The following is a 24,751-nucleotide window of genomic DNA, read 5'->3' as shown; positions in this document are numbered from 1 at the left end:
GGATGACGGACGTCGTCATCCACCGCGTCACCACGCTCGACCTCAAGGTCGAGCCGTGGGACTGGCCGTTCGCGAAACAGCGCCGCGACGACATCGCGGCGCATTTCGCCGAATGCCAGCGCGCCAGGCCGGGGCTGTGGAACGGCCGCGTGCTGCTCGGGCGCAACCCGCGCTTCGCGGATAGCCGGTTCACCGCGAGCTATTTCGAGACCGATTTCGCCAGCCTGCTGGCGTGGCGCGACTGGGGCTTTCCGGATCGCACCGCCTTCAACGGCTTCGGCATGGGCGCGCTGCGTGCCGCCGACGGCGCCTTCGTGCTCGGCGAGATGGGCGCGCATACCGCCAATGCCGGCCGGCTGTATTTTCCCGCCGGCACGCCGGACCTCGCCGACGTCAGCGACGGCGTGCTCGATCTCGCCGCCAACGTCGCGCGCGAGGTCGAGGAGGAGACGGGACTCGCGCCATCGGACTATCAGGCCGCGGCGCATTGGGACTGTGTCGTGACCGGCGCGTCGATCGCGCTGATGCGCGTGCTCGACGCCTCTGACATGGGCGAGGCTCTGCAGCGCCGCATCGAGGCCAACCTCGCGGCTCAGGACGAGCCGGAACTCTGCTCGATACGGCTGGTTCGAAGCCGGAATGATCTGACTGCGGCGATGCCGCGCTTCGTGACCGCCTTCCTCGAAACGCAATTCAGCCCAGGAGAGCCGTCCTCATGAGCAAGAAACCGCGCACGCTGGCCGATGAGCTCGATGGTTTCATCTCGCCGTTCCAGATCGATGGCGGGCACAAGTTTCACCTCAAATCGCACAAGACAAAGGTCAAGGGCGGCCTCGCCAAGGAGGAGGGCGAGGCGATCATCGAGCAGAATCGGACGCGGCTCGCCGATTTTCAGGAAAGGCTCTATGCACAGGACCGCTGGTCAGTGCTGGTGCTGCTGCAGGGCATGGACGCCTCCGGCAAGGACAGCGCGATCAAGAGCATCTTCGAGGGCGTCAATCCGCAGGGCTGCGAGGTCACCTCGTTCAAGCAGCCGACCTCCAAGGAGCTGGACCACGACTTCATGTGGCGCAGCGCCATCGCGCTCCCCGAGCGTGGCCGCATCGGCATCTTCAACCGTTCCTACTACGAGGAATGCCTGGTCACGCGGGTGCATCCGGAGATCCTCAAGGCCGAGAAGCTGCCGCCGAGGCTGGTCACCAAGAACATCTGGCGCGAGCGCTTCGAGGACATCTGCGCCTTCGAGCGTTACTTGTCGCGCAACGGCACCGTGATCCTGAAGTTCTTCCTCAACATCTCCAAGGAGGAGCAGCGCGCGCGCTTCCTCGACCGGCTGGAGGAGCCGGCGAAGAACTGGAAGTTCTCGATGGGCGACATCACCGAGCGCGCGAAGTGGCATCGCTACCAGGCGGTCTATCAGGACATCGTGCGCCACACCTCGACGCCCTACGCGCCGTGGCACGTCGTTCCGGCCGACCACAAATGGTTCGCCCGTGTCGTCATCGGCTCGACCATCGTCGCCGCGCTGGAAAGCCTGGATCTGCACTTCCCGCGCGTCGATGCCGGCTCGCGCGAGGAGTTCAAGGCGGTGCGCAAGGCGCTCGAGAGCGAAGCCAAGGGCGGGAAGAAAGGGTGAGGGCGTAAGGCGCGGGCTGAGGCGAGAAGCCGAGGTGCACCTGCACTCTCTCGTCATTCCGGGGCGCGCGCAGCGCGAGCCCGGAATCCATAACCCCGATCGCCTGCGAGGGAGCAAGGTCCGTGCAACAGCGCGCCGTTGTCACCAACGACCGCCTGTGGCGATGGATTCCGGGCTCGCGCTGCGCGCGCCCCGGAATGACGGCGGAGAGAGCGGTTGACCTGCGTTAGCTTCGAGCGTGAGACCTGAGCCTCACGCCGCGCCGGCTTGGCGCATCTCGTCGTCCACCGCGAGGAATCGCTGCGTGAAATCCGCCGCCGGCATCGGCTTGCCGAAGTGATAGCCTTGGCCCTGCTCGCAGCCGAGCCGCAGCAGGAACTCGGCCGTCGCCGCGTTCTCGATGCCCTCGGCTATCACGGACAGCCCGAGCTGCTTGCTCAGGCTGACCGTCGAGCCGACGATGGCCGCGTCGTCGGCCTGGGTCAGCACGTCGCGCACGAAGGAGCGGTCGATCTTCAGGCCGTCGAGCGGGAATTTCTTCAGGTAGCTCAGGCTCGCATAGCCGGTGCCGAAATCGTCGAACACCAGGCTGACGCCGAGCGCCTGCAGCCGGTTGAACGTCTGCAGCACGCCGGGTTCGTCGTGCAGCAGGATGTCCTCGGTGACTTCGAGCTCGAGCAGGCGCGGCGACAGGCCGGTCGACGTGAGCAGCTTGCTGACGAAGGCCGCGAGGTCGCCGGACTGGAACTGGGACGGCGAGAGGTTGACGCCGACGCGGATGTCGTGGCCGGCGAGCTGCCACTCCCGCGCCTGCCGGCAGGCGGTCGCCATGACCCAGGTCGCGACCGCCTCGGACAGATGCGAGGTGTTGACGACCGGAATGAAATCACCGGGAGGCACGAGGCCGCGCGTCGGGTGGCGCCAGCGGATCAGCGCCTCGGCGCCGATCACACGGCCGCTCAACAGCTCCACTTGCGGCTGGTAGAACAGCTCGAATTCGTTCCGCTCGACGGCGAGCGCAAGCTCGGCCTCCAGCGTCAATCTCTGCTCGAGCTCGTGGCGGATGGCGCTCTCGAACAGCACGTGGCTGCCCCGCCGGTCCATCTTGGCGCGACAGAGGGCAAGGTGGGCATTGCTGAGCAGCTCGTCTGCCGAGTGCCCGCCCTCGGGATGCACCGCGATGCCGAGGGTGACCTTGACGCGCTGTTGGCGCGTGCCCGCGTCCAGCGGCGCCTCGAACAAATGCGACAGATGATCGGCGAGCTCGGCCACGGTGCCGCCGACGGCCGAGCAGGGAATGGCGACGGCGAACTCGTCGCCGCTGAGCCGGGCGACGCGGCCCATGCCGCCGATCTCGGTGCGGAGCCGGTCGGCCGCCGCGCGCAAGACACTGTCGCCGTAGGCATGGCCAAGCGTGTCGTTGATGCGCTGGAAGGCATCGAGCCCGATCACCAGCAGCGCGACCTGGTCGGCCGCGGCATCCGCGGTCTCGATCATGGCGGCGAGCTCGCTCTGCAGCGTGTTGCGGTTGACCAGGCCGGTCAGCGTGTCGTGCTCGGCGAGGTAACGAATGCGCTCCGCCTTGCGCTTGCGCACCGAGACGTCGCGCAGGATCACGCCATATTGCAGGCCGTCGGCGCCCTGCCAGGCGGAGAAGCTCGCCTCGACCGGAAACACCTCGCCGTCCTTGCGGCGGCCGTCGAACTCGATCGTGGCTCCGCCGGGCAGCAACGTCGCCGGCAGCGCCGCCTCCTGCTGCGGAAACAGGTCATGCGTATCGCTGCCGTCGGCGCGCAGGCGCGCGAAGGGCTGGCCGATGATCTCGTCGGCGCCATAGCCGAAGATCGCGACCGCGCCCGGATTCCACACCGTGATGCGCCGGTCGCGGTCGGTACAGACCAGCCCGTCGCCGATCGACATCGCGATTCGCTCGAAACGGCTCTCGGCGACGTGCCGCAGCAGGCCGCGGAAGTCGATCTCGTCGAGGGCAGTGGCCGCGAGATAGGCGACCAGCGCGATCTGCAGCAGCGAGGTGTCGAGCACCAGGGCGTAGCGGTCGTGCAGCAGCAGCGCCACGGCCTCGATCAGGACGCTGATCATGGCGATCAGCAGCGCGCGCCGCGCCGCCGAGAGGTGCCGCCAGCTCGCCAGCATGATGATGACGATCAGCAGCAGGCCGCCTACGGCGGCCGTCGTCGACGTCGACAGCAGGGTGCGGTGCTGAATGATGGACTCGGCCGCCAGCGCCTGCAGCATGACGCCGGGCAGAACGCGGCCGTTCGGCACGCTGTAATAGTCACCGAGCTCGATGGCGGTCGCGCCGACGATCACCCGCTTGTCCTTGAGCCTGGACAGCGCCGCCGCGTCGCCGCGGACGACGTCGACATACGAGACCCGGGGCAGCGACGACAGATCGATGCCGTAGTCGACCAGGAAAGAGCTGTCCTTGACCGCATCGCTGCCGGCGAGGAACGCACCCATGGATTGCAGGAAAGTTTTCGCGCCGGCGGTCTCGCTATATTCGCCGAAAGCGTAGCTTCTGACGCGGCCATCGCGCGCCACTTCGATGTTCACGAAGGCCGACCATGCGAGCTGCTCGAACTGCGGCAGCGGCCGGTTGAGGTGAATGGCGGTGTCCTTCCCCGCCGCAGCGAGCTGCCTGAAGGTGGGCAGCACGACCGAGCTCTTGGCATTCTGGAGTGCGGTCAGGAAGGCCTGATCGCCGGCCGCGTCGGACGGCGTGCTGAAATCCACGTCGAAGGCGACGTCGCGGACGCCGGCCCGCTGCAACTGCTCGAGCAGATGCGCATGCTGGGTCCGCGGCCACGGCCAGACGCCGATGGCTTCGATCGAGCGCGGGTCGATCGCGACGACCGCGATCTCGCCGCTGGCGGGGCGATTGTCGAGGCGTAAGCGCAGATCGACGAGGGCGTTGCTCAACAACTCGTGGCTGCCGGACAGGCCGACCGTCAGCAGCGCGACGACCACCAGAATATGCGGCATGAACCGCCTGAGCATGCCCTCTCCCGAATGTCTGCGTGCCACGTTGACGCCCGCGTTCGTGATCCCAACTTCATCCCGCTCCGACCGCAGAGCCATGGAACCCTGCAAGCCCGCGCTCCCCCATGACGACGCATGACGCAGGCGTTACGCTCGATCGGGACTCCCTAATTCTTGCTGTGGCCGTAAGCGTGGGCATTGCCGTTGCCATGATTGCCATTGCCATGGTCGCCGCTGTTGCCGTTACCGTTGCCGCTATTTCCGTTATCGCTATTTCCGTTACCGCTGTTACCGTTGCCGCTGTTGCCCTGGCCGTTGTTGCCGTTGCCACTTCCGCCATTGTTGCTGCCGCGGCTGCTACCGTTGGCATTGCCGTTGCCGGCGTCGCCATTTCCGGCGGCATTGGCGCTGGCGGATCCGCTTGGCGAACCGACCGCCGCGGTGACGGCGGCTGCGATCGAGGAATCTCCCGACGTGCCGCTTGCGGTGGCCGAGTTGCCCGTCGCATTGCCGCTGTTGCCGCGCGCATCATTCCAGGCGGTGCTTCGCCCTCCACCGGCGGCCGGCGTGTGGGCGGCGCCGTGGGCGAGGCCGCGTGTCGCCTTCTGGATGTTCAGGTTGACCTCGCCGATCGATGACGAGATCCGCACCACGCCGGGCTTCGCGCTGCCGAAGCCGGCCGCAGAATGCTGCCGAGCGGCGACCGTTGTGCCGGGGCGCGCGGCCGGGCCGTCGGCGTTCAGCGCGTGGATCACGCTGCCCTTGGCCTCGCGCGGCGCCTGCAGGCCGTCGCGCGGCACCGGAACACGATCGATCGTGGAGGCGCGCGGGCGGCCCTGCTCGATCGGGCTGAAGGTGCCGGCGCCGGACAGGCTCAGGCCGGCGCGGCCGGTCGCAAAGGCGGTGGCGGCCTGACCGGGCATCACCTGGGCGATCTGGCCGGTCTTGAAATCCGACACCTGCACCTGGCCGCGGCTGACCTCGACCTTGGTGCTGCGGCCTGAGATCGTGACGCTGAACTGCGTGCCCTTGACCACGGCGGCGAGATAGGGCGTCTCGACCTCGAAATGCTGGACGTTGCGTTTCTCGACGTCGAGCAGGATCGAGCCGGCGCGCTGCAGGATGGTCGTCGCCATGCCGTCCTTGGGCGCGGCGGGCAGGCCGACCTCGGAGTTCGGCGCGATCACGATCGTCTCGGCGCCGCGGGTCAGGCGGACGCGGCCGGTCGGCCCGGTGCGGATCGTATCGCCTGGCTTCAGCGGGTCCTCGCGACCAAGCGACACCTGCGCTGCGCCCTGGGTGGTGACCCAGACCTCACCGGACGATTTGCTCACCAGCCACGGCTCACCGTCGGCCGCGAATGCGGCCGGCATTACACCGAAAAGGCACGCGGCGATCAGTCCCGGTATCAGGAAGCGCTTGGATGACATGGCACGAACTCGCATCGTTGGCGGCTTTTGAAACTAATCGAAATGTTTCAAGAGACCCTTAGGAGTTGCAGCCGTGTTTTCCTCACGCATTTACGCTTCGTTGACCTTAACAAACTAAAAACGAGGCATGCGCGCTGGTTGTGTCGACGGAACTGGGAGGACTGCGGGTTGGCGCGACTTCGCGGCCGTACCGCACGGCTCGCGACGGCTGCATGGAACCGCGATCGCCGCCGGCATTTCCCTGTCGGCGTTGCTGTTTGCAGCGACAGCCCATGCGCAGCAGGTCGGCCAGCCGGGCTTCGATCCGCGGCAGACCGAGCGATATTTCGACGAGCAACAGTCGCGGTCGACGCAGCCGCCGCCGCGGCCGCGTGCGCCGCAATTCGCGCCCCAGGGCGGCGGCGATCGCAAGCCCTTGTTCACCATGCGCGGCGTCACGCTGACGGGGGCGTCCGCGCTGCCCGCCGAGCAGCTCGCCGCGAGCTATCAGCCCTATCTCGGCAAGCCGGTGTCGCAGGCCGACCTCGCGGCGATCACGACCGCGATCAGCGATCAGTACCGCGCCGCCGGCTACCATCTCAGCCGTGCGATCATACCGCCGCAGGACATCCATGATGGCCGGGTACGGATCCAGATCATCGAAGGCAGCATCACCGAGGTGACCTTGAAGGGCGCCGGCGCGGAAGAGTTCGGCATCAGGCCGATGCTCGGCCCCGTGCTGGCCGAGCAGCCGTCCCGGCTGGAGACGCTGGAGCGGCAGCTGCTGCTGATCAACGGCCGCGGCGGCGTCCGTCTGGTCGATTCCGCACTGGAGGAGATCGGCGGCACCACCGGCCGGTTTCGCCTGGTGATCGAGCTGCAGACCTGGCACGTCTACGGCTTCGCCGGCGTCGACAATCTCGGCTCGTCGACCGTCGGTCCCTGGCAGAATTACGCCACGGCCGCCTTCAACTCCTATCTGCTGCCGGGCGACACGCTCACCGCCAACCTGTCGACGACGCCGGGAGATCCGCGCCAGCTCGCGTTCGGCCGGCTGTCCTATGAGGTGCCGGTCGGCACCGACGGCGCCTATGTCGGCGCCTCCGCGCTGTACAGCGAGGTCCGGCCGGGCGACCGGAGACGGCTGTTCAACGACAACACGGTGACCGAGACGCTCGAGCTGCGCGGCGGTATCGCGCCGATCCAGTCGCAGCGCGCCTCGCTGAAACTGAATCTCGCAGCCGCCTTCAGCGACGTGACCGAGCGCGACCTGTTCGGCATCTGGTATCGCGATCGCATCCGGACGCTGACCTTCACCGCCGACTACCGCTGGAAGGATGATGTCGGCGGCGACAGCTACCTGACGCTGGCCTACCGGCAGGGCCTGAACGCGTTCGGGGCGACGCCGCTCGACGATCCCCTCGCGTCGCGCGCGGGCGCCTCGCCGAGCTTCTCGGTCTTCAACGGTTGGTTCGCGCGCTATCAGACATTGTCCGAGGCGTGGTCGCTGAAGCTCGCCGCCGCCGGCCAGCTCGCCTCGGGTCCGCTGTACAATTCGCAGCAGTTCTATCTCGGCGGCCTCGCCTATGGCCGCGGCTATGGCAGCGCCGAGATCAGCGGCGACAATGGCGTCGCCGGCACGTTCGAGGTCCGCTTCGAGCAGAAACCGAACTGGCAGTATCTCACAAGCTATCAGCTCTACAGCTTCTTCGATGCCGGGCTCGCCTGGAACGACGGCTTCCGGCCGGCCGACGGCGTCGCGCTGACCTCGGCGGGCGCCGGGGTGCGCTTTACCTTCCCGAACGACTGGCGCGCCGATCTCGGCGTCGCCGCGCCGCTCAGCTATCGCGCGCCGGGCAACACGACGCGCAGCGCGCGTCTGCTGCTGACGCTGTCGAGCGTGCTGAAGCTGTGCCCGCAGCGCGGGCAGGGGCCGTGCATTTGAGGCCCTCGGCGGCGGTCAGACCGGCTTGCCTTGGCCGTGGAACAGCCGGCCCTTCTCGGTGATCAGTACGATGACGAGCGCGCTCGACGTGCAGGCCAGGAAGCCCGCGGCGAACGGCAATGCCGTGCCGTCGAACGCCTGGCCGACGACGGCGCCGGCGGCCATGCCGAGCAGGGTCGTGATCGAGCCGTAGAGCGAAGACGCGGTGCCGGCATTGGCGCGCTGCGGCTCCATCGCCAGCGCGGTGAAGTTCGCGAACATCAGGCCGAACGAGAACATCATGCCGGCGGATAGCAGCATGAACAGCCACAGCGGCAGCGTGCCGAGGATCGCCGCGCTGAAGCAGGCCAGCGCGATGACGACGCTGCCGACCAGCGCGCCGTGCGAGATCATGCGCATGCCGAGCCGGCCGACGAGGCGGGCGTTGAGGAAGCCGGCGACCGCGATGGTCACCGCGATCGCCGCGAAGGCGAGCGGGAAGTAGTGGCCGAGATGATAGACGCCGGTGAACAGTTGCTGCGAGGACAGGACATAGCCGAGCACGGCGCCGAAGATGCCGCTCGCCGCGAGCGCATAGCCCAGCGTCTGACGATTGGTGAGGGTGTTGCGGAAGGCCCCGACGATCTCTTTGACCGAGAACGGCTTGCGCTCGCTCTCCGGCAGCGTCTCGGGCAGCCGTGCGGCGGTCCACAGCAGCGTGACGATGCCGTACAAGGTCAGCACGACGAAGATGCCGCGCCACTGCGTCAGCAGCATCACCGCCTGGCCGAACGACGGCGCGATCACGGGAATGGCGATGAATACCATCATCGCCAGCGAGACGACGCTCGCCATGCGGCGGCCGGCGTAGCAGTCGCGCACGATCGAGGTCGCGATCACCCGCGTCGCCGCGGTGCCGAGACCTTCCAGCGCGCGCGCCAGCAGCAGCATCTCGAAGGACGGCGCGGCGATCGCGAACAGGCTGGCGACCGCATACAGCACCATGCCGCCGATCAGCACCGGGCGCCGGCCGAAGCTGTCGGACAGCGGGCCGATCACGAACTGGCCGAGACCGAAGCCGATGACGAACGCCGTCAGCACCGTCTGCAGCCGGTTGGCGACGTCGATATGGAACGAGGCGCCGATGTTCGGCAGCGCCGGCAGCATCATGTCCATCGCCAGCGGATTGAGCGCCATGATCGCCGCGACCACGATGACGAATTCGGTGAAGCCCATCGGCCGGTGACGGACGATCTCGATGGTGTCGGCACTGGTATCAGCCAAGGCGCGGGCCTTCCATGGTGTTGGGAATGCGGGAGAGGTCACCGATAAGTATCGGGTTTGCTGCGTCGCACAAGACGTGTTTCGGAATGGCTGGTCACCGGCGCCGGCGCTTTCGCGATTGTGACCGGTTGTGACCCGCTGAAAATTGCGCCAGCGGCGATGCGATGGTAACGGCCGTGTGATCGACGTCCGGATCCAGGCCAGCATGAAGACCTACAAGATCGTCGTCTATGTCCCTGAAGCGGCGGGCGACGCCGTGCGCCGCGCGATGGGCGAGGCCGGCGCCGGCCGCATCGGCAATTACGACCACTGTTCGTTTACCGCGAAGGGCGTGGGCCGGTTTCGTCCGCTGGCAGGCGCCAACCCGGCCGTCGGCGCGGTCGGCCAGCTCGAGACGATCGAGGAGGAGCGCATCGAGACCGTCTGCGCCGAGGACCGGCTGAAAGCCGTGCTACAGGCGATCCGCGCGGCGCATCCCTATGAGGAGCCGGCGATCGATGTCTACCCGATCGAGGTGGTTGCGTTGCGATCCGCCGACAGTGCTTGATCTCATTGAAGAACCGTTCGACTTTGTTGCGTCCCTGGTCATTTCAGCGTCGATTTCGCGCTCGCTCCATTCGAGGTTCTCGGGCGCCCTTTGTGAGCTTAAGCAGGAGAGCCTGCTATCTTAGTTTGGCTTGTCAATCTGCCGCCTGATCTCGCCGATGAACGCCGCCAGATTCCGGTCCTCCGGCGTCATGATTGCGAGCCTTTCGGCGTAGCCCAGCGCCGCCTTTGCATCGCCTGTCGCGCGGCTGAGCGAAACCAGTGCGGACAGCACGTCCCTATCATTGGGATGGCTTTCCAGAGCTTCCTTTAGGACCGTCATTGCCTCGTCGGCTCGCCCGCCGGAATGCAGCGCCACCGCGTAGACATAGATATAGCGTGCGCGACCCGGTTCGAGTTCGGTTGCTCTGCGCAACTCGGCGAGCGCCTCGTCGTGCCGCTTCAGCCGGGTCAAGGTCAGGCCGAGTGCGTGATGCGCGGCCGCGTCGGTAGGTGATGCCGCAATTGCTCCGCGCAGAACGGTTTCTCCGTCGCCGTCGCGGCCAATTTGGCGATAGAGGTCGGCCAGATTGATGGCGGCCGCCGCATAGTGCGGGCTGAGCCTGAGGGCTGCCTTGTACTCGGTCTCTGCGTCCCCGGTCTGTCCGCGCAAGGCCAGGAAGTTTGCCAGTGCGGTGCGGGCCTCGGGCCGTTCGGCATTGGCGCGCTGCGCCATGATGAATTCGTGTGCCGCCTGATCGAAGCGTGCGCGATCGGGCAGCGGCTGGCTTGCGGTCGGAACGGAAGCGAGCAGGGAGGCGACCCTGATCCGCACGCCACGCACGGGATCGGTGAGCAGCGGCGAGACCAGCGGCCAGATCTGGCCGGCAGGCACGTTTTCCAGCATGTCCAGCGCGCCGATCCGCACCATGGGATCGGGATCGGCCAGGGCTGCCCGTGCGGTCGCAATGTTCGCCGGAGCGATGCGCGAGGCGAGTTCGCCGAGCGCGCTCGCACGCGCCACGGCCGGCGCGTTCCTGTCCGCGGCCAGAAGGCCAAGCAGCGCGGCGGCGTCGGCCTGGTCGCTGCGTGCTGCGCGGAACGCGGGCCCATAGGTCTGGAAGCCCTTTCGGTCGGGCCCGAACCATTGCTCGATCGCGGCGGCGGCCCATTGCGCCGGCTTGTCGCTGTGGCAGTCGTTGCAGGCGTTCGGGGTCCCCAGCTCGACCGAAAGATCAGGGCGCGGAACGCGGAAGGCGTGATCGTGACGCAGGTCGATCTGCATATAGGTGCGCGCCGGCATGTGGCACGACATGCAGGTCGGCGCCGGATCGGCGCCCGCGTGATGGCGATGCTTCGCATCGGCGTATTTTTCGGACGCATGGCATTGCAGGCAAACGCCTTCGCCGGAGGCTCGGAGCTTTGCGCCGTGCGGCTCGTGACAATCGCTGCAGGTTACGCCAGCGGCAAACATCTTGCTCTGCTTGAACGGCGTATAGTTGTAGGGCTCCTCCACATCGCGGATCTGGCCATCGGCATGATAAGTGGTCCGCGCGAGCGCCTCGACAATATGGGTCTGGGACAGCGATTGACCGGGTGCCCAGTCCTCGCTGAAGCCGGCACGGCGCGCGTGGCATAGCCCGCACGTCTCGATCTCCTTTCGCAACGCGGCCGGCGCGGCTGAACGCGTCGCATTTCCGCTCCGCGGATCGATCGGCCAGGTGACGCCGCGCCGTTCGTCGAAACGGACCAGCAATCCCTTGCTCGGATCCTCGTGCTTGCCGAATGCCCACCAGCGTTGCTTGTCACGCGCCCAGGCGGCGTGGGCGGAGCCCTGACCGTGACAGGTCTCGCAACCGACGCTGATTTCGGCCCATGTCGTCGCGAAGCGATCCGTCGCGGCGTCGTAATGCTTGCGCACGCCGGTCGAGTGGCATTCCGCGCACATGAAGTTCCAGTTCTGGTTCAGCTTGGTCCAGTGCAGGACGTCGTCATGCTTGATCTCTTCCTCGGGATGGAGATGGAACCAGCGCTGGCCGCCTTTGTCCTTGGGCCGGCCGTCCCATGCGATCGGCAGCGCCTGGATGCGCCCATCTGGAAACTCGACGAGATATTGTTGCAGCGGATCGACACCGAACGTGTACTTCACCTCAAACACGGCAAGCTTGCCGTCGGGCCCGTCGGTTTCGACCATGAATTTTCCGCCATCGCGGAAGAGGCGGGAATGCACACCGAAGTAGTCGAAGCTCTTGTTGAAATCGCCGAGCACCGTCTTGTCGGTCGCGTGCGCCATCGCGGCCTTGTGCTGCGAAATATCCCATAATTTGGCTTCCGCCTGATGGCAGCCGGCGCAGCTTTCGCTGCCCACATAGGTGGCGACGAATGAGGCCTGCGCCGTGGAGGCCGGTCCGTCGGCCTTGAGGAGATGAAGAACCATGCCGACCACCAGCACGAGCGCGATCGTGACCGCGACTGCTATCCAGATCGCGCGCCTGGAGAAGGCCGTTTCGCCGGAAGCAAGCCGATCCGCCGGCGCAGCCGGTGATGGGGCCGCGGCGGATCCCTTCCGCGGTCCCTTCGTGCCGGCTTTTGGCGGCCTGCGTGTCAACGCTTGTACCTCACGCCCCAAATTGGTCAGCTTGCGATCAAGCTGCTCCGTCGGTCATTTCCGCACATGCAGGAATGTCTGCCAAGGTCGCTTGACCTGCATCAAGGTGTGCCTCCCGGAGGGGCCGATGATGAGCTTTCCGATGGGAGGATGCCAAGATGAAATTATCAGTTGCCCTGACAGGGCTGTTGCTGGTGACGGGGTTCGTAGCCGCGAGCACCGAAAGGGCAAGTGCCGTGGTGTATTGTCAGTATGTCGAGTATCCCGTCGGCTGCGTCGTCAGGCCCGGCGTCGTGCTGCGGCCCCGCCCGGTGGCGCGCGCCGTGGTGGCCCCAGGCGTGCGCGTGCGGGGAACGCCGATGAATCGAGGCGGGCCGGTCAATCGCGTCGGCAGACGCTAGAATTATAGAATTATCGCTCTCCGCGAGCCGGTTGGGCCGGCCGAACGTCATTGCCCGCGCCGATGATCGCGATTTGTGGGCAGGATCGTTCCGGCAGCGAGAAGCCGTGTCAATTGTCTCATTTGTCAATTGTCTCATCCAAAGGCAGTGATCATGAAGCGAATGAAGTTGGCTGCGTCGGTGCTGTCGTTGACGACGCTACTCGTGCTTCCAGCATTGGCCCAACAGTCGGCGCCGCCGAGTGCTGTGTTGCCGACCGAGCGATCGGTTCTGCCGATTCCTGAACCGAACCCTCCACACAGCACCGTATTCGATGCGCGCGATGCGCCGCCGCCGCCGCGGTTTGAAGTCAAGGCGCCGGCCGGTGCACCCAATGTACTGATCGTGCTCATCGACGACATGGGCTTCGGCCAGTCGAGCGCATTTGGCGGCCCGATCAGGATGCCGACGGTCGACCGCCTCGCCAACGAGGGTCTCCGCTACAACGAGTTTCACACCACGGCGCTTTGTTCGCCGACCCGCGCGGCGCTGCTCAGCGGCCGCAACCATCACATGAACAATTTCGGTTCGATCGCGGAAACCGCGACGTCCTTCCCGGGACAGACCGGTCAGCGTCCCAACAATGTCGCGTCCGTCGCGGAGATGCTGCGGTTGAACGGCTACAGCACGGCGCATTTCGGCAAAAATCACGAGACCGCGGCATGGGAGGTCAGTCCCTCTGGCCCGACCGACCGCTGGCCGACGCGCCAGGGCTTCGACAAGTTCTATGGCTTCATGGGCGGCGAAACCAATCAATGGGCGCCGCTGATCTACGATGGCATGACCCAGGTTGAGCCGTCGAAGGACCCGAACTATCATTTCATGACCGACATGACCGACAAGGCGATCGACTGGATGCGGTCGGAGAAATCGCTGACGCCGGACAAGCCGTTCTTCATGTATTTTGCACCCGGCGCCACCCATGCCCCGCATCAGGTGCCCAAAGAATGGATCGCCAAGTACAAGGGCAAGTTCGATCAGGGCTGGGACAAGCTGCGCGAGGAGACGTTGGCGCGGCAGATCAAGCTCGGCGTGGTGCCACCCGATACCAAGCTCGCCCCGAAGCCGGACGCCATCCAGGACTGGGACAAGCTGAGCGCTGACGAGAAGAAGCTGTTCGTGCGCCAGATGGAAGTATTCGCCGGATTTGGCGAATACACCGACACCGAGATCGGCCGCCTGATCGACGCCATCAAGACAACGGGCCAACTCGACAATACGTTGATCTTCTACATCGTCGGCGACAACGGCGCGAGTGCCGAAGGCGGCGCGAACGGCCTGTACAACGAGATGACCTATTTCAATGGAGTGCAGGAAACCGTCCAGGACGTCTTGAAGCACTATGACGAACTCGGCGGTCCCAACACCTACGGCCATTACGCGGCCGGCTGGGCGGTCGCTGGCGACACTCCGTTTACCTGGACCAAGCAAGTGGCCTCGAGCTATGGCGGCACCCGCAACGGCATGGTCGTCCATTGGCCGAAGGGGATCGCGGCGAAAGGTGAGCTTCGTCCGCAGTGGCATCACGTCATCGACATCGTGCCGACCATTCTCGAAGCAGCGAAACTGCCTGAGCCCAAGAGCGTAAATGGAACGGTCCAGACTCCCATTGAAGGCGTAAGCATGGCCTACAGCTTTGCCGACGCCAAGGCGCCGAGCAGGCATGTGACGCAGTATTTCGAAATCTTCGGCAACCGCGCGATCTACAGCGACGGCTGGCTTGCCGGCACGGTGCACCGGGCGGCCTGGGAAACCAAGCCGCGGCGGCCGCTCCAGCAGGATATCTGGGAGCTTTACGATGCGCGATCGGACTTCAGCCTGAGCAACGATCTGGCTGCCAAAAATCCGGACAAGCTGAAGGAGATGCAGGAGCTGTTCCTGAAGGAAGCAGTGAAATACAACGTGCTGCCGCTCGACGACCGCACCCTGGAGCGAACCAACGCGGCGCTGGTCGGACGTCCCGACCTGATGGCGGGCCGCACCAGCCTGACGGTCTACGAAGGCATGATCGGGATGACGGAGAATGTCTTCATCAACCTGAAGAACCAATCGCACGCCATTACTGCCGATCTGGACATCCCGAAGGGCGGAGCCAATGGCGTCATCATCGCTCAGGCCGGACGGTTCGGTGGCTGGACCTTCTACCTGAAGGACGGCAAGCCGACCTACACGTATAATTTTCTCGGTCTGCAGCGATACACCGTAACCGCCAAGCAGGCTCTTCCGGCAGGCAAAGCCGCACTGCGCTTTGAGTTCGCTTATGACGGTGGCGGCCTGGGCAAGGGGGGCGTGGGTACGATCCTCGTGAACGGAAAGACCGTCGCGACCGGCCGGATCGAACGAACCCAATGCTGCTTCTACTCCGCGGACGAAGGCGCAGACGTCGGTGCCGATGAAGGCACGCCTGTTACCGAGGCCTACAAGGTGCCGTTCAAGTTCACAGGGAAGATCGGCAAGGTGACGATCGATCTAGTGGGTATGAAGAAGGCCGACAATGAAGAAGCCGTCCAGGCCCGCAAGGCAGCGGCTTTGAAGAAAGGACTGTCCGATTGATGCGCTCTTCGTGCTCGCCAGGTCAGTGATCGGTCCCTTGAGAAGGAGCGTGCAATGCAAATAGCCAATCTGGCGACGATCCTTCTGGCTTCAAGCTGAGGGGGGCGTCGGGCAAAATGCAAGCACCGTGGAGCCGAGGTTCTCGGGTGGAAGTTCCGGATCAAGACGCTTGAGAAAGATCTGACCGAGGTACCCAGAAGTGGCATCGCTACGATCATGTCGGACGAGTTTTTCAATGTCTACGACAAGACCGGACGGGGGATGAGCGACTACAAGCCGTAGTCGTCGACGACAACTCAGGCATGCCGCCTGAAATGGGAGCGTTGGGGGGATTACGATTGCAGCGCGATAGATCGGGACGCAGGTCCGGCTTCCTGCGATTGTGGCTGAGCGGCGTTTTCGCGTCCGCCGCGTTGGCTTCTTTTTCGCCTCTGGTCGCCCATGCCGATGAGAGCGGCATCTCGTTCTGGCTGCCGGGATTGTACGGCAGCGTCGCCGCAACGCCTGCCACACCGGGCTGGTCGGTGGCTGCCATCTACTATCATACGAGCGTGGGTGCCTCAGGCGCGGCCGCGGCGTCGCGCGAGTTCCAAGTCGGACGATTTTTTCCGACCGTCAACATCGATCTCAATCTGGCTTTGCGCGGCCAGGCCGATCTGATGTTCATCGCGCCGACCTACACGTTTGCGACGCCCGTACTCGGCGGCCAGTTGTCGGCGACGCTGGCCAGCGTCTACGGCAGAAATTCCGCGAGTATCGCCGGTACGTTGACGACGGTTGCCGGTCCGATCGTCAGCACGCGCACCGGATTCCTCGAAGACGCACTCGTCTCTTACGGAGATCTCTATCCGACCGTGAAGCTGAAGTGGAATAACGGCGTCCACAACATCATGGTCTACGGCGCCGGCGATATTCCCGTCGGCGACTACAGTCGGAACCGGCTGGCCAACATCGGCATCGGTCACGGCGCCATCGACTTTGGCGGCGGCTACACTTTTCTGAATCCGGCGACCGGCACGGAATTTTCGGCCGTCGGGGGCTTGACCTACAATTTCAAGAATCCCGATACCCGGTACCAGAGCGGCATCGATTTCCATCTGGACTGGGGCGTGTCGCAGTTCCTGTCGAAGCAGGTCTTCGCCGGCTTCGTTGGCTACGCCTATCAGCAGATTACCGACGACTTCGGTCAGCCCGCCGCTCTCGGCGGCTTCCGCTCGCGCGTCCTCGGCGTTGGCCCGCAGATCGGATATATTTTCCAGATCGGCAGCAATCAGGCGTTCCTGGGGCTGAAGGGATATGGCGAGTTCGACGCCGCCAACCGGCCGTCAGGCTGGAACACGTGGCTGACGTTCTCGATCTCGGAGGCCGCGCCCGCCAGCACGATTGCGCCGACTTGGCACAAAGTGTCGAAATAGAATAGAGGAGTATCGACCGCCCGCATTGGACTGAATTCCGGCATTGTCATATCGGGTGGTTCCGCGGCGGTCCAGCACGTCCGTCGCTTCGGATCAAAGCGGGATCGAGCGACCGTTACCTACTCCGGATTGATGAGCACGTGTCCTAGCATGCGGGAGCTTCGTTTCACGTTGCGCGGCTTTCGCGCGGTTTTGGTTGCAGCGCTGCTGGCGCTGTCGGCCCATGCGGCATTTGCCGGCGACTCCGCACCGGCCGATCAGATCTCGGCGTTTCGGCTCGCGCATGGCGAAGGCCGCGTGACGCGCGACGCGACGCTCGACCGCATCGCGATGGAGCAAGCGCGCGCGATGGCCGACAAGGACGATCTCAGCCACGAGGTGCTCGGTCCCTTCACCCGCCGTGTGGCTCCGTCGAAGGCCGGCCGCGCGGCCGAGAACATCGCCTATGGCTACGACAATTTCGACAAGACGCTGGGGCAGTGGATCAACTCGGCGGGGCACCGCAAGAACCTGCTGCTTCCCAAGGCGACCAAGGTCGGCATCGCCAGCGCAAAGAACGCCAGCGGCAAGCGCACCTATTGGGCGATGGTGATCGCGGGCGACTACGAGACCGACAGGCCGAAGGGCGCTCCGAAGAGCAAGGCCAAGGCCGTCGTCGCGCAGGCCGCGACCCGATCCGCGAAAGGCGACGCCAAGCCGGCGACGCGCTGGGGCGCCAAGCCGCCGGCGTCCGCCTCCAAGGACTGCCACCTCAGCATCAAGGTGATCGGTCTCTGCATCTGAGTGCGGGGATCGGTGGGCCTCGGCTGGACGCCACGCCTGCCGCGCGATCACGGCGTTGTGCGAACAGCGCACGTTGTCGGGGTGAGCTTTATCAGATATACAATCAATGGTTGTCTTTTTGGGCAGCCACTATTGTGAAGATTTTTCATCTCATTTTGTAAGGAGACCATCATGGCAGTCATTGAGCAGACCTCGGCCACCAGCACCAATCCGCAGACTGTCTCGGCGTCCTACCAATGGTCGCTCACGTCCTACGAGGAGCAGGGCAATCTGTGGCTCACGTGGAGCACGAACTCGCCGTTCCGCGCGCAGCAGGGGCAGATCTCCGTCTACAGCGGCAGCAGCTTCCCCTCCGATCCTCAGAAGGACCGCAAGGCCTGGTCGTGGGACAACGAGCACGGCGGCGGCTCGGGATGGGACACGGGCTTGCGCTACGGCTCCGACTGGCACTGCGCCTGGATCGCCGAGAAGAGCCCGAACGGGCCCTACGCCTACGTGGTCAAGCTCATCACCAAGGTCGCCTGAGCTGACGCGCGCAACCGTTAAAGGTGGGAGTCGCGAGCCCACGTGAGTGGCCGCGCTGAGACCTGTGCCTCAGCGCGGCTGCTTCTTCAGGTGCAGATAGCTGGGATCGAACTCGCCGATCGCGCATAGCCGCGTCCAGTCGTGCACCGTCAGCAGCCCGCTGCGGAAATCGACAGCGCGGCTGGCGCGCAGCTCGACCAGCGTGCGGTTGACCGTCGCGATCGCGATGCCCAGTGCCTCGCCGAGCTGCACCAGGCTGACCGGCAACTGCAACTGATCGTGCCGGACGTGGCCGAGCGCGCGGGCGCGATAGAACAGCTCGCAGAACATGTGCGCCATGCGCGCCGGCTTGCTCCGCGCGCTGTTGTTGGTGATGGCCTCGCGGAAGATCGACGCATCGATCAGCGTCTCGCGCCAGATCGCAAAGCCGAGCGTCGGCCGCCGGCTGATCGCGCGGGTCAGCTCCTTGTGCGCAACGCTCGCCACCACCGCCGGCCCGATCGCGCAGACGGCGTGATCCATGCAGTCGAGGAAGATCGACTGGGCGTCGGGCCAGTCACCGGGCATGTGAAAGGAGAGATACTGCCGCTGCCCGCCGGACAGCAGGTGATAGCGCGCCACCCATCCGGAGATCACGACGACGGAACGGTCCGGCTCGTCGCCCTGGCGGATGAGGTCCTCCTGATCGGCGAGCTCGCGCAAAGCGGAGCTGAAATTCCGGATCTCGGCGATGTCCTCGCCGGACAGTTTCGAATGCTCCCTGAGCTTGTTGGTGACGATCCGGTCCGCATCCATGAAAATCCTACCGTCCGGGCGGTGTTGCGTATCAAATGAGACGACGGAGCCGGCGTTACCGACTAAGGTCGCCGTCAGCAGATGCGGTCGAAGGTTGCCGGTCGCCGCATCGGGAGAACAGCCGTGCCCCACATCGCGTTCCTCAACCGGCTCCGCCGATTGTTCGGTGGCACGGGGCCGCATATCGAGACCATCGCAGCCGCCCTTGCCGACGGCCGCATCAAGCAGCCGGCTCATCCGATGTCGGATCAGGAGCTGTCGCGCGCCATCCGCGAGTTCCAGAGCCGGCCGGCGTCGGAGGAGGCCTTGAAGAAGCTCGCTGAGCGGCTGGAGGCCGCCAAGCCCGACGGCCCCCCGTGACGGCCCTCATGACGATTTGACGGGATCCGGCTCCAGCAGGAACAGCATCAGCCGCACCAGTTCGTCCTCGAGCTCGCGTGTGCCGACGAGGCGATGTTCGCGCATGACGGCAGCCCGGATCGGGCCCAGCGCAGCGCGGACCAGGATGAAGCGGCGCGCGGCCGGCATCGCTTCACTCCGCAATCCCACCGTCGCGATCAGCCGTTCGGTCATGCGGTCCACCATCTCGTGCAGCGCCTTCTGCAGCTCCGCGTCGTTGCCCAACAGGACGAGAAGATAGCGCCGCACACGGTGACGGCCGGCGAACGGGGCGAAGCCCTGGCGCACCGCCGCGCGCACGATCGCCTCGCGTCCAAGCCCGCGATGCGCCTCCAGCGCCTCCCCGAACTCCGCCTCCTGTCGAGCGAACTCGCGCAGCACCAGCGCACGCAACAGTGAGGTCTTGTCCCTGAAATAGCTATAGAGCGTGCCGATCGAGAAGCCCGCGCGCTCGGCGATGGCGTTCGTGCTCAGGCCCTTGCCGCCGCCGCTCTGCAGAAGTTGAGCGGTTGCCTCGAAGATCACGTCGAGGGTCTGCCGCGTACGCTTCTGCACCGGGGTTTTTCGAAGCATTTCAGGAGCTTGCTGCACGGTCTGGACCTCGGCTGGCGGACGGGCGAAATCGAGTAGGCGTTGCTGCCGGCTCGGGTTAGATCAGAGCCCGCATGCGGGCGGCCGGACACTGAGTGGATGTGCTCCGGACCGAGCCTGCTTGCGCCGGGCTGAACCTCATTTGAACGAAGGACTGATTGCCATGCTGCGCGTCGCATTCCCGTTTGTCACATTCGTCGCCGTCTCCCAATGTCTTCTGTCGCAGGCCGCGCTGGCCGGCAACCGCGCCGCCGCCGACAGCTGTGCCGCCAAGCTGTCGCCCGTGGCGAAGCAGATCTACGACGTCGCAGCTCCTGCCATCGGCCCGGACAGCGTCGTCAAGGACGTGATCGTCGAGCGTGTCAGGCCGCTGGTGATGGCCGGCAAGTTCGATCGCGACACCGCCCGCGCCAACGCCACGCCGGCCGGCGAATGCCTGGTGCTGCTCAAGTAGGTCGCGCCGCGCCCCGAAAGGTTTGGAGGCTGCGACAGGTCATCACGCCGCAGCCTCCCGGCGCGGCGGTGTCCGGGCAACCCGGCTTGGCAAGTTCAGCCGACTCGCGCATCACTCGCTGATGCTGCACCTTCTCTCCCGTCACTGGGTTGCCGGTGCCGTGTTCATGGCCGCAGCGCTGCTGGCGCTGGTACCGCTGCTGGCGGCCGACTGGCCGCTCGCGCTGCTGCTGATCTTCCTGCATTCGCCGGGCTACATGATCCACCAGGTCGAGGAGCACACCGGCGACCGCTTCCGCAGCTTCGTCAACACCGTGATGTTCGGCGGCCGCGAGGCGCTGACCACGATCGACGTGCTCTGGGTCAATTGCGGCGCGGTCTGGGGCATCGACCTGATTGCGCTCTACGTCGCCTGGATCGCCGGCCCGGCCTGGGCGCTGGTCGCGCCCTATCTGATGCTCGTCAACTCGCTCGGCCATATCGGCCCGGCGCTGCGCTTCCGTGGCTACAATCCCGGCCTCGTCACCGGCATCGTGCTGTTCATTCCGCTCGGCCTCGTGACGGTCCTCACCATCCCGGCGACGGCTGCCCAGCACGCCCTCGGCTTCGGCCTGTCGCTGCTGCTGCACGTCATCATCGCGGCCAACGCCATCCGGCGCGCGTCGCATGTCCGCGCCGCAGCCTGAGCGCGCGGCCTCATTCGCCGGGAACGAGCTGGACAGCGCGTGCCGACTGCGTCTGACGCCGCAAGCGCCGCCGCGACAGATAGAGCAGCGTGCCCGTGACGGCGAACAGCGGCATCAGCGCGGCGGCGAGCATGAAGGCGAGCTGGCCGGGCCAGCCGAGAATGCTGCCGCGGTGGATATCCAGGATGCGGGCGAGCACGCGCTCGCCGGTGGTCTTGTCGGCGTAACGCTCGGCCGCGAGCAGACGGCCCGTCGCGCCGTCGATACGGAATTCGTCGCGCCGGCCGTCATGCGCCTCGCTCGGCCAGGCACGCACGCGCACCGCCGCGCCGGCGCCCGCCGGCAAGGTGAGCTGCATCACCGCGAAGCGATCCCCGATCTGCTCACGCAACGTGGACCAGACCAGATCGAGCGCGACAGGCTTTGCTTCCGCAGACCCGGAGCGACCCTCGCGCGGAGCCTTGCCCGGCATCGGCGCTCCTGATGTCGCCGGCGCGAGCAGCCAGGTCAGGCCGTCCTTGTACCAGGCGTAGGAATAGGACAGCCCGGTCAGCGCGATCACCAGATACACCGGCAGCACCCATGTGCCGATCACGCTGTGCAGCGAGCGATGCAGGCCGCGGCCGCTCAGTCCGAGCTGCGGCTTCAGCCACAGTGCTGCGCTGCTCGCCCGGCGGGGCCAGCGCAGCACGAGGCCCGTGATCAGCAGCGCGACGAGTCCGAGCACCGCGGCGCCGGTGATCTGGCGGCCGGCGCCGTTGCCGTCGCCGGGCAGCAGCAGCCAGCGATGCAGGTGGCGCACGGTCGTGAAGAACGCCTCGCCGCGGGGCTCACCGAGCACGCGGCCGTCATACGGATCGACCAGCAGCGAGGAGGAGCGGCCGCCGTCATCCTTGCGCGCGAAGCGGACGAGCGCGGCGACGGAGGGATCGCGCGACAGCGTGATCGCCGAGACCTTGCCGAGCGCCGGATCAGCCTGCAGCCGCGCCACCAGCTCGGCGGGCGAAAGCGGCGCTTCCGTACGCGGCGCGACGTGGGACAGTTTGGCGTTGAGACCGGCCTGGATCTCGTCCTCGAAACCCATGATCGCGCCGGTGATGCCCAAGAGGGAGAGGATCAGCGCGGCCGCAAGACCCAGGACAGAGTGGATCTGCAGCAGCGCGGGTTTGATGCTGAAGGACGTCACGCACGCTTCTCCTTGGCTCAGAACTTCACCGTCGCCGACAGCGACACCCGCCTCGCATCGCCGACCGCGACGGTCAGCGCGCTGTTGGCCGAGGGGTAGTAGACGTTGTCGAACAGGTTCTTGACGTTGAGCTGGTAGAGCACCGGCAGGTTATGGTGCTTGGTCTCGTAGCTCGCGAACACGTCGGCGACGACGTAGGACGGCAGCACGAAGCTGTTGGCGGCGTCGCCGGCGCGGTCGCCGACATAGCGCGCGCCGCCGCCGAGCCTGAGCTGGCCCGGCAGCGCCGTGCCGAAATCGTAGACGAGGTAGAGCGAGGCGGTGTTGAGCGCGACGTTCTGCAGGCGGTTGCCGCGATAGACCGGGTCGTCCGTGACCCTGGCATCGGTGTAGCCGTAGCTTCCGATCATGGTCCAGTGCTCGGCGATCTTGCCGGTGACGTCGACCTCGGCGCCGCGCGAGCGCACCTTGCCGGCGGTGGTGTATTCGACGACGTTGCTGGCATTGGTCTGCGACACCAGCACGTTCTGCTTGTCGATGTCGTAGACCGCGACGGTGCCGGACAGCCTCTTGTCGAGATCGAACTTGAAGCCGGTCTCCCACGCCGTGCCTTGCTCGGGCGCGATGTTGGAGCCGAGCACCACGCCGCCCGTGAGCGGCGCGATGGTCGAGTTCGGTTTCAGGCTCTTGGTGTAGCTGGCGTAGAGCGACACCTGCTCGTTGAGCTTGAGGATGGCGCCGCCGAGCGGCAGCACGGTGTCGGCGGCGACGTTGGTATTGGCCTTGAACGGCCGGCCGCGGCCGGCGATCTGCTCGTAGTCCATGTAGCGCACGCCGCCGACGAAGGAGAGCTTGTCGGTGAGATGCAGCGTGTCCTGCACGAACAGCGAATACTGGCCGAGCTTGTCGGTCTGGTCGCTGTCGCTGGCCGAGACCAGCGTGCCGGGTTGGATCAGCCCGTAGACCGGGTTGTAGACATTGAACACGCTCGTGACCTTGTCGCGGATCAGGTCCTGGCGATAGATCGTGCGATATTGCGCGTCGCCGCCGAACAGCACCTCGTTGCGCAGGCCGCCGAGCCAGAAGGCGCCATGGATGTAGGACGTGCCGTAGCTGACCCGGCTGAGCGAGCCCCAGGTGCCGTCGTTGCTGCGGGTCTCCTTGCCCTTCGCATCGATCGTGGTGATGCGCAGCTGGTTGGCGCTGGAGCTCTCGGTGTTGTAGCTGTAGGCCGCGGTGAGCTTCCAATCGTCGTTGAGCTTCTGCTCGACCGAGGCCTGGACCAGGTCGGACTGCCCCCATGTGTTGTTGAAGGGCTCGTCGAGCCGCCGCGTCGCGGGGATCGCGAGCGGTGCGCCATTTATGAAGGCGGTGCCGCGATCGAACGGGGTGATGAACTCGCGATGCTCGTAGTTGAGCTGGACCGTGGTCGTGTCGCCGTACCAGGCGAGCGACGGCGCCACCAGCATCTCGCGATGGCGGCCGAAATTGCGCCAGTAATCCTCGCTGACGCCGTAGCCGATGAAGCGATAGGCGAGGCCGCCGTCGCCGATCGGGCCGGTGACGTCGATCGTGCCGTCGGCGCCGGTTCTGTTGTTGGCATAGGCCGAGCCGAGCAGCGTCACCGAGCCGTGCTGATAAAGCTCGGGGCGCTTGCTGATGGTGTTGACGATGCCGCCGGGATCCATGATGCCGTAGAGCAGCGAGGCCGGGCCCTTCAGCACCTCGACGCTCTCCACGGCCGCATTGAGGCTGCGGCTCTGCACCAGCGGCAGGCCGTTGCGCATGATCGAGCCGTCGCGGTTGTCGCCGAAGCCGCGCCGCATCACCGCGTCCTGCGTGCCGGCGAGCGTGTTGGCCTGGGTGACGCCGCTGATATTGGCGAGCGCATCGTCGATGTTGCGCGGCAACTGGTCCCTGATCACCTGCTGGGGCACGACATTGACGGATTGCGCGGTGTCGAGCGGCGAGGCGCCGCTGCGCAGCGTGGTCGCGCTCGGCATGGCGCGGTAGTTGAGCTTGGCGGCGTCGAGGACTACGGCCTCGGCCGCGGCGCGTTCCGCGCGTGTCGGCATCGGCGGCGGCGGCATCGCGCGTCGTGACGGCAGCGCGCGCGCCTGGCGCTGCGGCGCGCTGGCGGCGCTCGCAGGCTTGCGCTTCGGCGCCGGCACGTCGACCGTCACCGGCGGCAGCGTCGCCTGCGCAAACACGGGAGAGGGGGACCAGAGGAGGTCTGCGGTCAGAGCACTCACGAGCGCAATCGCGCCACGCATGCCGGTACGAGCGCGCGCATCGCGCCGGCCTTCACACTTCGTCATCGTCTACTGCACTTCCACGTCGCACCGTTCGAGGGAACGGTCAGCTTGATGCGACGTCTAGCAACGCAGTGCAGCGAAAGACACAACGCGCCGGATTGAATTGCTCTAAGCCATGCGGTGTTGAATTGTTCTAATTGGTTCGGAGATGCGCAGGTCGCGGCGTCTCTGCGGCATTGCGCATTTGATGATCACGATCGACGCGGAGTGATTCATGATCGTGC

Annotated in this window: 21 protein-coding genes; 12 read left to right on the top strand and 9 right to left on the bottom strand. The window is 65.9% G+C overall.

All coding sequences use genetic code 11. The features are described 5' to 3' along the window. The first annotated feature begins 2 nt into the window (after positions 1 to 2). On the top strand, positions 3 to 719 hold the full coding sequence (locus ACQR03_RS18300) for an NUDIX hydrolase (RefSeq protein WP_315713325.1): 717 nt from the start codon (positions 3 to 5) through the stop codon (positions 717 to 719). Next, positions 716 to 1,636 carry a polyphosphate kinase 2 family protein gene (locus ACQR03_RS18295; RefSeq protein ID WP_316201761.1) on the top strand — a complete coding sequence of 307 codons (921 nt, stop codon included), beginning with the start codon at positions 716 to 718 and terminating at the stop codon, positions 1,634 to 1,636. Before ACQR03_RS18300 ends, ACQR03_RS18295 begins: the two co-directional genes overlap by 4 nt. Positions 1,637 to 1,888: 252 nt before the next feature. Here the strand turns inward: ACQR03_RS18295 and ACQR03_RS18290 are convergent, their stop codons facing one another. Together ACQR03_RS18290 and ACQR03_RS18285 are read right to left on the bottom strand one after the other, a co-directional pair. Beyond that, positions 1,889 to 4,654 (bottom strand): EAL domain-containing protein, encoded by a 2,766-nt coding sequence (locus ACQR03_RS18290; protein ID WP_434841412.1) that lies wholly within the window; start codon positions 4,652 to 4,654, stop codon positions 1,889 to 1,891. A gap of 149 nt (positions 4,655 to 4,803) precedes the next feature. Beyond that, the gene (locus ACQR03_RS18285; RefSeq protein WP_434841411.1) at positions 4,804 to 6,066 is read right to left on the bottom strand and encodes a FecR family protein; all 1,263 of its coding nucleotides are present in this window, start codon (positions 6,064 to 6,066) and stop codon (positions 4,804 to 4,806) included. Positions 6,067 to 6,193: 127 nt separating this feature from the next. Here ACQR03_RS18285 and ACQR03_RS18280 point away from each other — a divergent pair, with 127 nt between their 5' ends. Next, positions 6,194 to 7,990, top strand: a complete 1,797-nt coding sequence (locus ACQR03_RS18280; protein WP_434841410.1) for a ShlB/FhaC/HecB family hemolysin secretion/activation protein — start codon at positions 6,194 to 6,196, stop codon at positions 7,988 to 7,990. Between the two features lie 15 nt (positions 7,991 to 8,005). Here the strand turns inward: ACQR03_RS18280 and ACQR03_RS18275 are convergent, their stop codons facing one another. Then, the gene (locus ACQR03_RS18275; protein ID WP_316174216.1) at positions 8,006 to 9,253 is read right to left on the bottom strand and encodes a multidrug effflux MFS transporter; all 1,248 of its coding nucleotides are present in this window, start codon (positions 9,251 to 9,253) and stop codon (positions 8,006 to 8,008) included. A 205-nt stretch (positions 9,254 to 9,458) separates the two neighbouring features. On the opposite strand from ACQR03_RS18275, the gene ACQR03_RS18270 reads away from it, so the two are divergent. Next, positions 9,459 to 9,800: a hypothetical protein gene (locus ACQR03_RS18270; RefSeq protein WP_316191426.1), complete on the top strand. Its 342-nt coding sequence runs from the start codon at positions 9,459 to 9,461 to the stop codon at positions 9,798 to 9,800. Between the two features lie 120 nt (positions 9,801 to 9,920). On the opposite strand, the gene ACQR03_RS18265 is transcribed toward ACQR03_RS18270, so the two are convergent. Next, positions 9,921 to 12,215: a tetratricopeptide repeat protein gene (locus tag ACQR03_RS18265; protein WP_434841409.1), complete on the bottom strand. Its 2,295-nt coding sequence runs from the start codon at positions 12,213 to 12,215 to the stop codon at positions 9,921 to 9,923. A gap of 329 nt (positions 12,216 to 12,544) precedes the next feature. On the opposite strand from ACQR03_RS18265, the gene ACQR03_RS18260 reads away from it, so the two are divergent. Then, positions 12,545 to 12,787, top strand: a complete 243-nt coding sequence (locus ACQR03_RS18260) for a hypothetical protein (RefSeq protein ID WP_315713314.1) — start codon at positions 12,545 to 12,547, stop codon at positions 12,785 to 12,787. Positions 12,788 to 12,921: 134 nt separating this feature from the next. On the opposite strand, the gene ACQR03_RS18255 is transcribed toward ACQR03_RS18260, so the two are convergent. After that, entirely contained in the window at positions 12,922 to 13,179 is a 258-nt protein-coding gene (locus ACQR03_RS18255) for a hypothetical protein (RefSeq protein ID WP_315752759.1), read from the bottom strand. On the opposite strand from ACQR03_RS18255, the gene ACQR03_RS18250 reads away from it, so the two are divergent. The 4 genes from ACQR03_RS18250 (at position 13,172) to ACQR03_RS18235 (ending at position 18,102) form a co-directional block, all read left to right on the top strand. After that, complete coding sequence (locus ACQR03_RS18250) at positions 13,172 to 15,379, top strand: arylsulfatase (RefSeq protein WP_316166002.1); 2,208 nt, start codon at positions 13,172 to 13,174, stop codon at positions 15,377 to 15,379. The genes ACQR03_RS18255 and ACQR03_RS18250 overlap by 8 nt on opposite strands. 413 nt (positions 15,380 to 15,792) lie before the next feature. Beyond that, positions 15,793 to 16,794 (top strand): SphA family protein, encoded by a 1,002-nt coding sequence (locus ACQR03_RS18245; RefSeq protein ID WP_434841408.1) that lies wholly within the window; start codon positions 15,793 to 15,795, stop codon positions 16,792 to 16,794. A 150-nt stretch (positions 16,795 to 16,944) separates the two neighbouring features. Next, positions 16,945 to 17,577, top strand: a complete 633-nt coding sequence (locus tag ACQR03_RS18240; protein WP_315825222.1) for a CAP domain-containing protein — start codon at positions 16,945 to 16,947, stop codon at positions 17,575 to 17,577. A 171-nt stretch (positions 17,578 to 17,748) separates the two neighbouring features. Continuing rightward, a complete protein-coding gene (locus tag ACQR03_RS18235) occupies positions 17,749 to 18,102 on the top strand; it encodes a hypothetical protein (protein ID WP_316192854.1) in 354 nt (117 codons plus the stop codon). A 69-nt stretch (positions 18,103 to 18,171) separates the two neighbouring features. On the opposite strand, the gene ACQR03_RS18230 is transcribed toward ACQR03_RS18235, so the two are convergent. After that, complete coding sequence (locus tag ACQR03_RS18230; protein WP_316201765.1) at positions 18,172 to 18,897, bottom strand: Crp/Fnr family transcriptional regulator; 726 nt, start codon at positions 18,895 to 18,897, stop codon at positions 18,172 to 18,174. Between the two features lie 123 nt (positions 18,898 to 19,020). Here ACQR03_RS18230 and ACQR03_RS18225 point away from each other — a divergent pair, with 123 nt between their 5' ends. Next, positions 19,021 to 19,257 (top strand): hypothetical protein, encoded by a 237-nt coding sequence (locus tag ACQR03_RS18225; RefSeq protein ID WP_316174215.1) that lies wholly within the window; start codon positions 19,021 to 19,023, stop codon positions 19,255 to 19,257. 6 nt (positions 19,258 to 19,263) lie between these two features. On the opposite strand, the gene ACQR03_RS18220 is transcribed toward ACQR03_RS18225, so the two are convergent. After that, on the bottom strand, positions 19,264 to 19,869 hold the full coding sequence (locus ACQR03_RS18220) for a TetR/AcrR family transcriptional regulator (protein ID WP_316187031.1): 606 nt from the start codon (positions 19,867 to 19,869) through the stop codon (positions 19,264 to 19,266). Positions 19,870 to 20,050: 181 nt separating this feature from the next. On the opposite strand from ACQR03_RS18220, the gene ACQR03_RS18215 reads away from it, so the two are divergent. Both ACQR03_RS18215 and ACQR03_RS18210 read left to right on the top strand, forming a co-directional pair. Beyond that, on the top strand, positions 20,051 to 20,341 hold the full coding sequence (locus ACQR03_RS18215) for a hypothetical protein (RefSeq protein WP_315713297.1): 291 nt from the start codon (positions 20,051 to 20,053) through the stop codon (positions 20,339 to 20,341). A 121-nt stretch (positions 20,342 to 20,462) separates the two neighbouring features. Then, positions 20,463 to 21,026, top strand: a complete 564-nt coding sequence (locus ACQR03_RS18210; protein WP_316174213.1) for an HXXEE domain-containing protein — start codon at positions 20,463 to 20,465, stop codon at positions 21,024 to 21,026. 10 nt (positions 21,027 to 21,036) lie between these two features. On the opposite strand, the gene ACQR03_RS18205 is transcribed toward ACQR03_RS18210, so the two are convergent. Further along, positions 21,037 to 22,212 carry a PepSY-associated TM helix domain-containing protein gene (locus tag ACQR03_RS18205; protein ID WP_434841407.1) on the bottom strand — a complete coding sequence of 392 codons (1,176 nt, stop codon included), beginning with the start codon at positions 22,210 to 22,212 and terminating at the stop codon, positions 21,037 to 21,039. A 17-nt stretch (positions 22,213 to 22,229) separates the two neighbouring features. Then, a complete protein-coding gene (locus tag ACQR03_RS18200; protein WP_434841406.1) occupies positions 22,230 to 24,530 on the bottom strand; it encodes a TonB-dependent siderophore receptor in 2,301 nt (766 codons plus the stop codon). Positions 24,531 to 24,751 lie beyond the last annotated feature (221 nt).

It is taken from the genome of Bradyrhizobium sp. HKCCYLS3070, assembly GCF_051167575.1.
In the GTDB taxonomy this organism is placed as follows: Bacteria; Pseudomonadota; Alphaproteobacteria; order Rhizobiales; family Xanthobacteraceae; genus Bradyrhizobium.
Note: the sequence above shows the minus strand (reverse complement) of the source record. Positions and strands in the feature narration are given on the sequence as shown.

What these genes read in the sequence shown, in the direction of transcription:
- ACQR03_RS18200 (WP_434841406.1), bottom strand. Translation starts at nt 24,530, where the DNA reads ATGACGAAGTGTGAAGGCCGGCGCGATGCGCGCGCTCGTACCGGCATG.
- ACQR03_RS18270 (WP_316191426.1), top strand. Translation starts at nt 9,459, where the DNA reads ATGAAGACCTACAAGATCGTCGTCTATGTCCCTGAAGCGGCGGGCGAC.
- ACQR03_RS18220 (WP_316187031.1), bottom strand. Translation starts at nt 19,869, where the DNA reads ATGCTTCGAAAAACCCCGGTGCAGAAGCGTACGCGGCAGACCCTCGAC.
- ACQR03_RS18260 (WP_315713314.1), top strand. Translation starts at nt 12,545, where the DNA reads ATGAAATTATCAGTTGCCCTGACAGGGCTGTTGCTGGTGACGGGGTTC.
- ACQR03_RS18280 (WP_434841410.1), top strand. Translation starts at nt 6,194, where the DNA reads ATGCGCGCTGGTTGTGTCGACGGAACTGGGAGGACTGCGGGTTGGCGC.
- ACQR03_RS18215 (WP_315713297.1), top strand. Translation starts at nt 20,051, where the DNA reads ATGCTGCGCGTCGCATTCCCGTTTGTCACATTCGTCGCCGTCTCCCAA.
- ACQR03_RS18255 (WP_315752759.1), bottom strand. Translation starts at nt 13,179, where the DNA reads ATGAGCACGATCAGTACATTGGGTGCACCGGCCGGCGCCTTGACTTCA.
- ACQR03_RS18235 (WP_316192854.1), top strand. Translation starts at nt 17,749, where the DNA reads ATGGCAGTCATTGAGCAGACCTCGGCCACCAGCACCAATCCGCAGACT.
- ACQR03_RS18210 (WP_316174213.1), top strand. Translation starts at nt 20,463, where the DNA reads ATGCTGCACCTTCTCTCCCGTCACTGGGTTGCCGGTGCCGTGTTCATG.
- ACQR03_RS18240 (WP_315825222.1), top strand. Translation starts at nt 16,945, where the DNA reads ATGCGGGAGCTTCGTTTCACGTTGCGCGGCTTTCGCGCGGTTTTGGTT.
- ACQR03_RS18230 (WP_316201765.1), bottom strand. Translation starts at nt 18,897, where the DNA reads ATGGATGCGGACCGGATCGTCACCAACAAGCTCAGGGAGCATTCGAAA.
- ACQR03_RS18285 (WP_434841411.1), bottom strand. Translation starts at nt 6,066, where the DNA reads ATGTCATCCAAGCGCTTCCTGATACCGGGACTGATCGCCGCGTGCCTT.
- ACQR03_RS18290 (WP_434841412.1), bottom strand. Translation starts at nt 4,654, where the DNA reads ATGCTCAGGCGGTTCATGCCGCATATTCTGGTGGTCGTCGCGCTGCTG.
- ACQR03_RS18295 (WP_316201761.1), top strand. Translation starts at nt 716, where the DNA reads ATGAGCAAGAAACCGCGCACGCTGGCCGATGAGCTCGATGGTTTCATC.
- ACQR03_RS18300 (WP_315713325.1), top strand. Translation starts at nt 3, where the DNA reads ATGACGGACGTCGTCATCCACCGCGTCACCACGCTCGACCTCAAGGTC.
- ACQR03_RS18265 (WP_434841409.1), bottom strand. Translation starts at nt 12,215, where the DNA reads ATGGTTCTTCATCTCCTCAAGGCCGACGGACCGGCCTCCACGGCGCAG.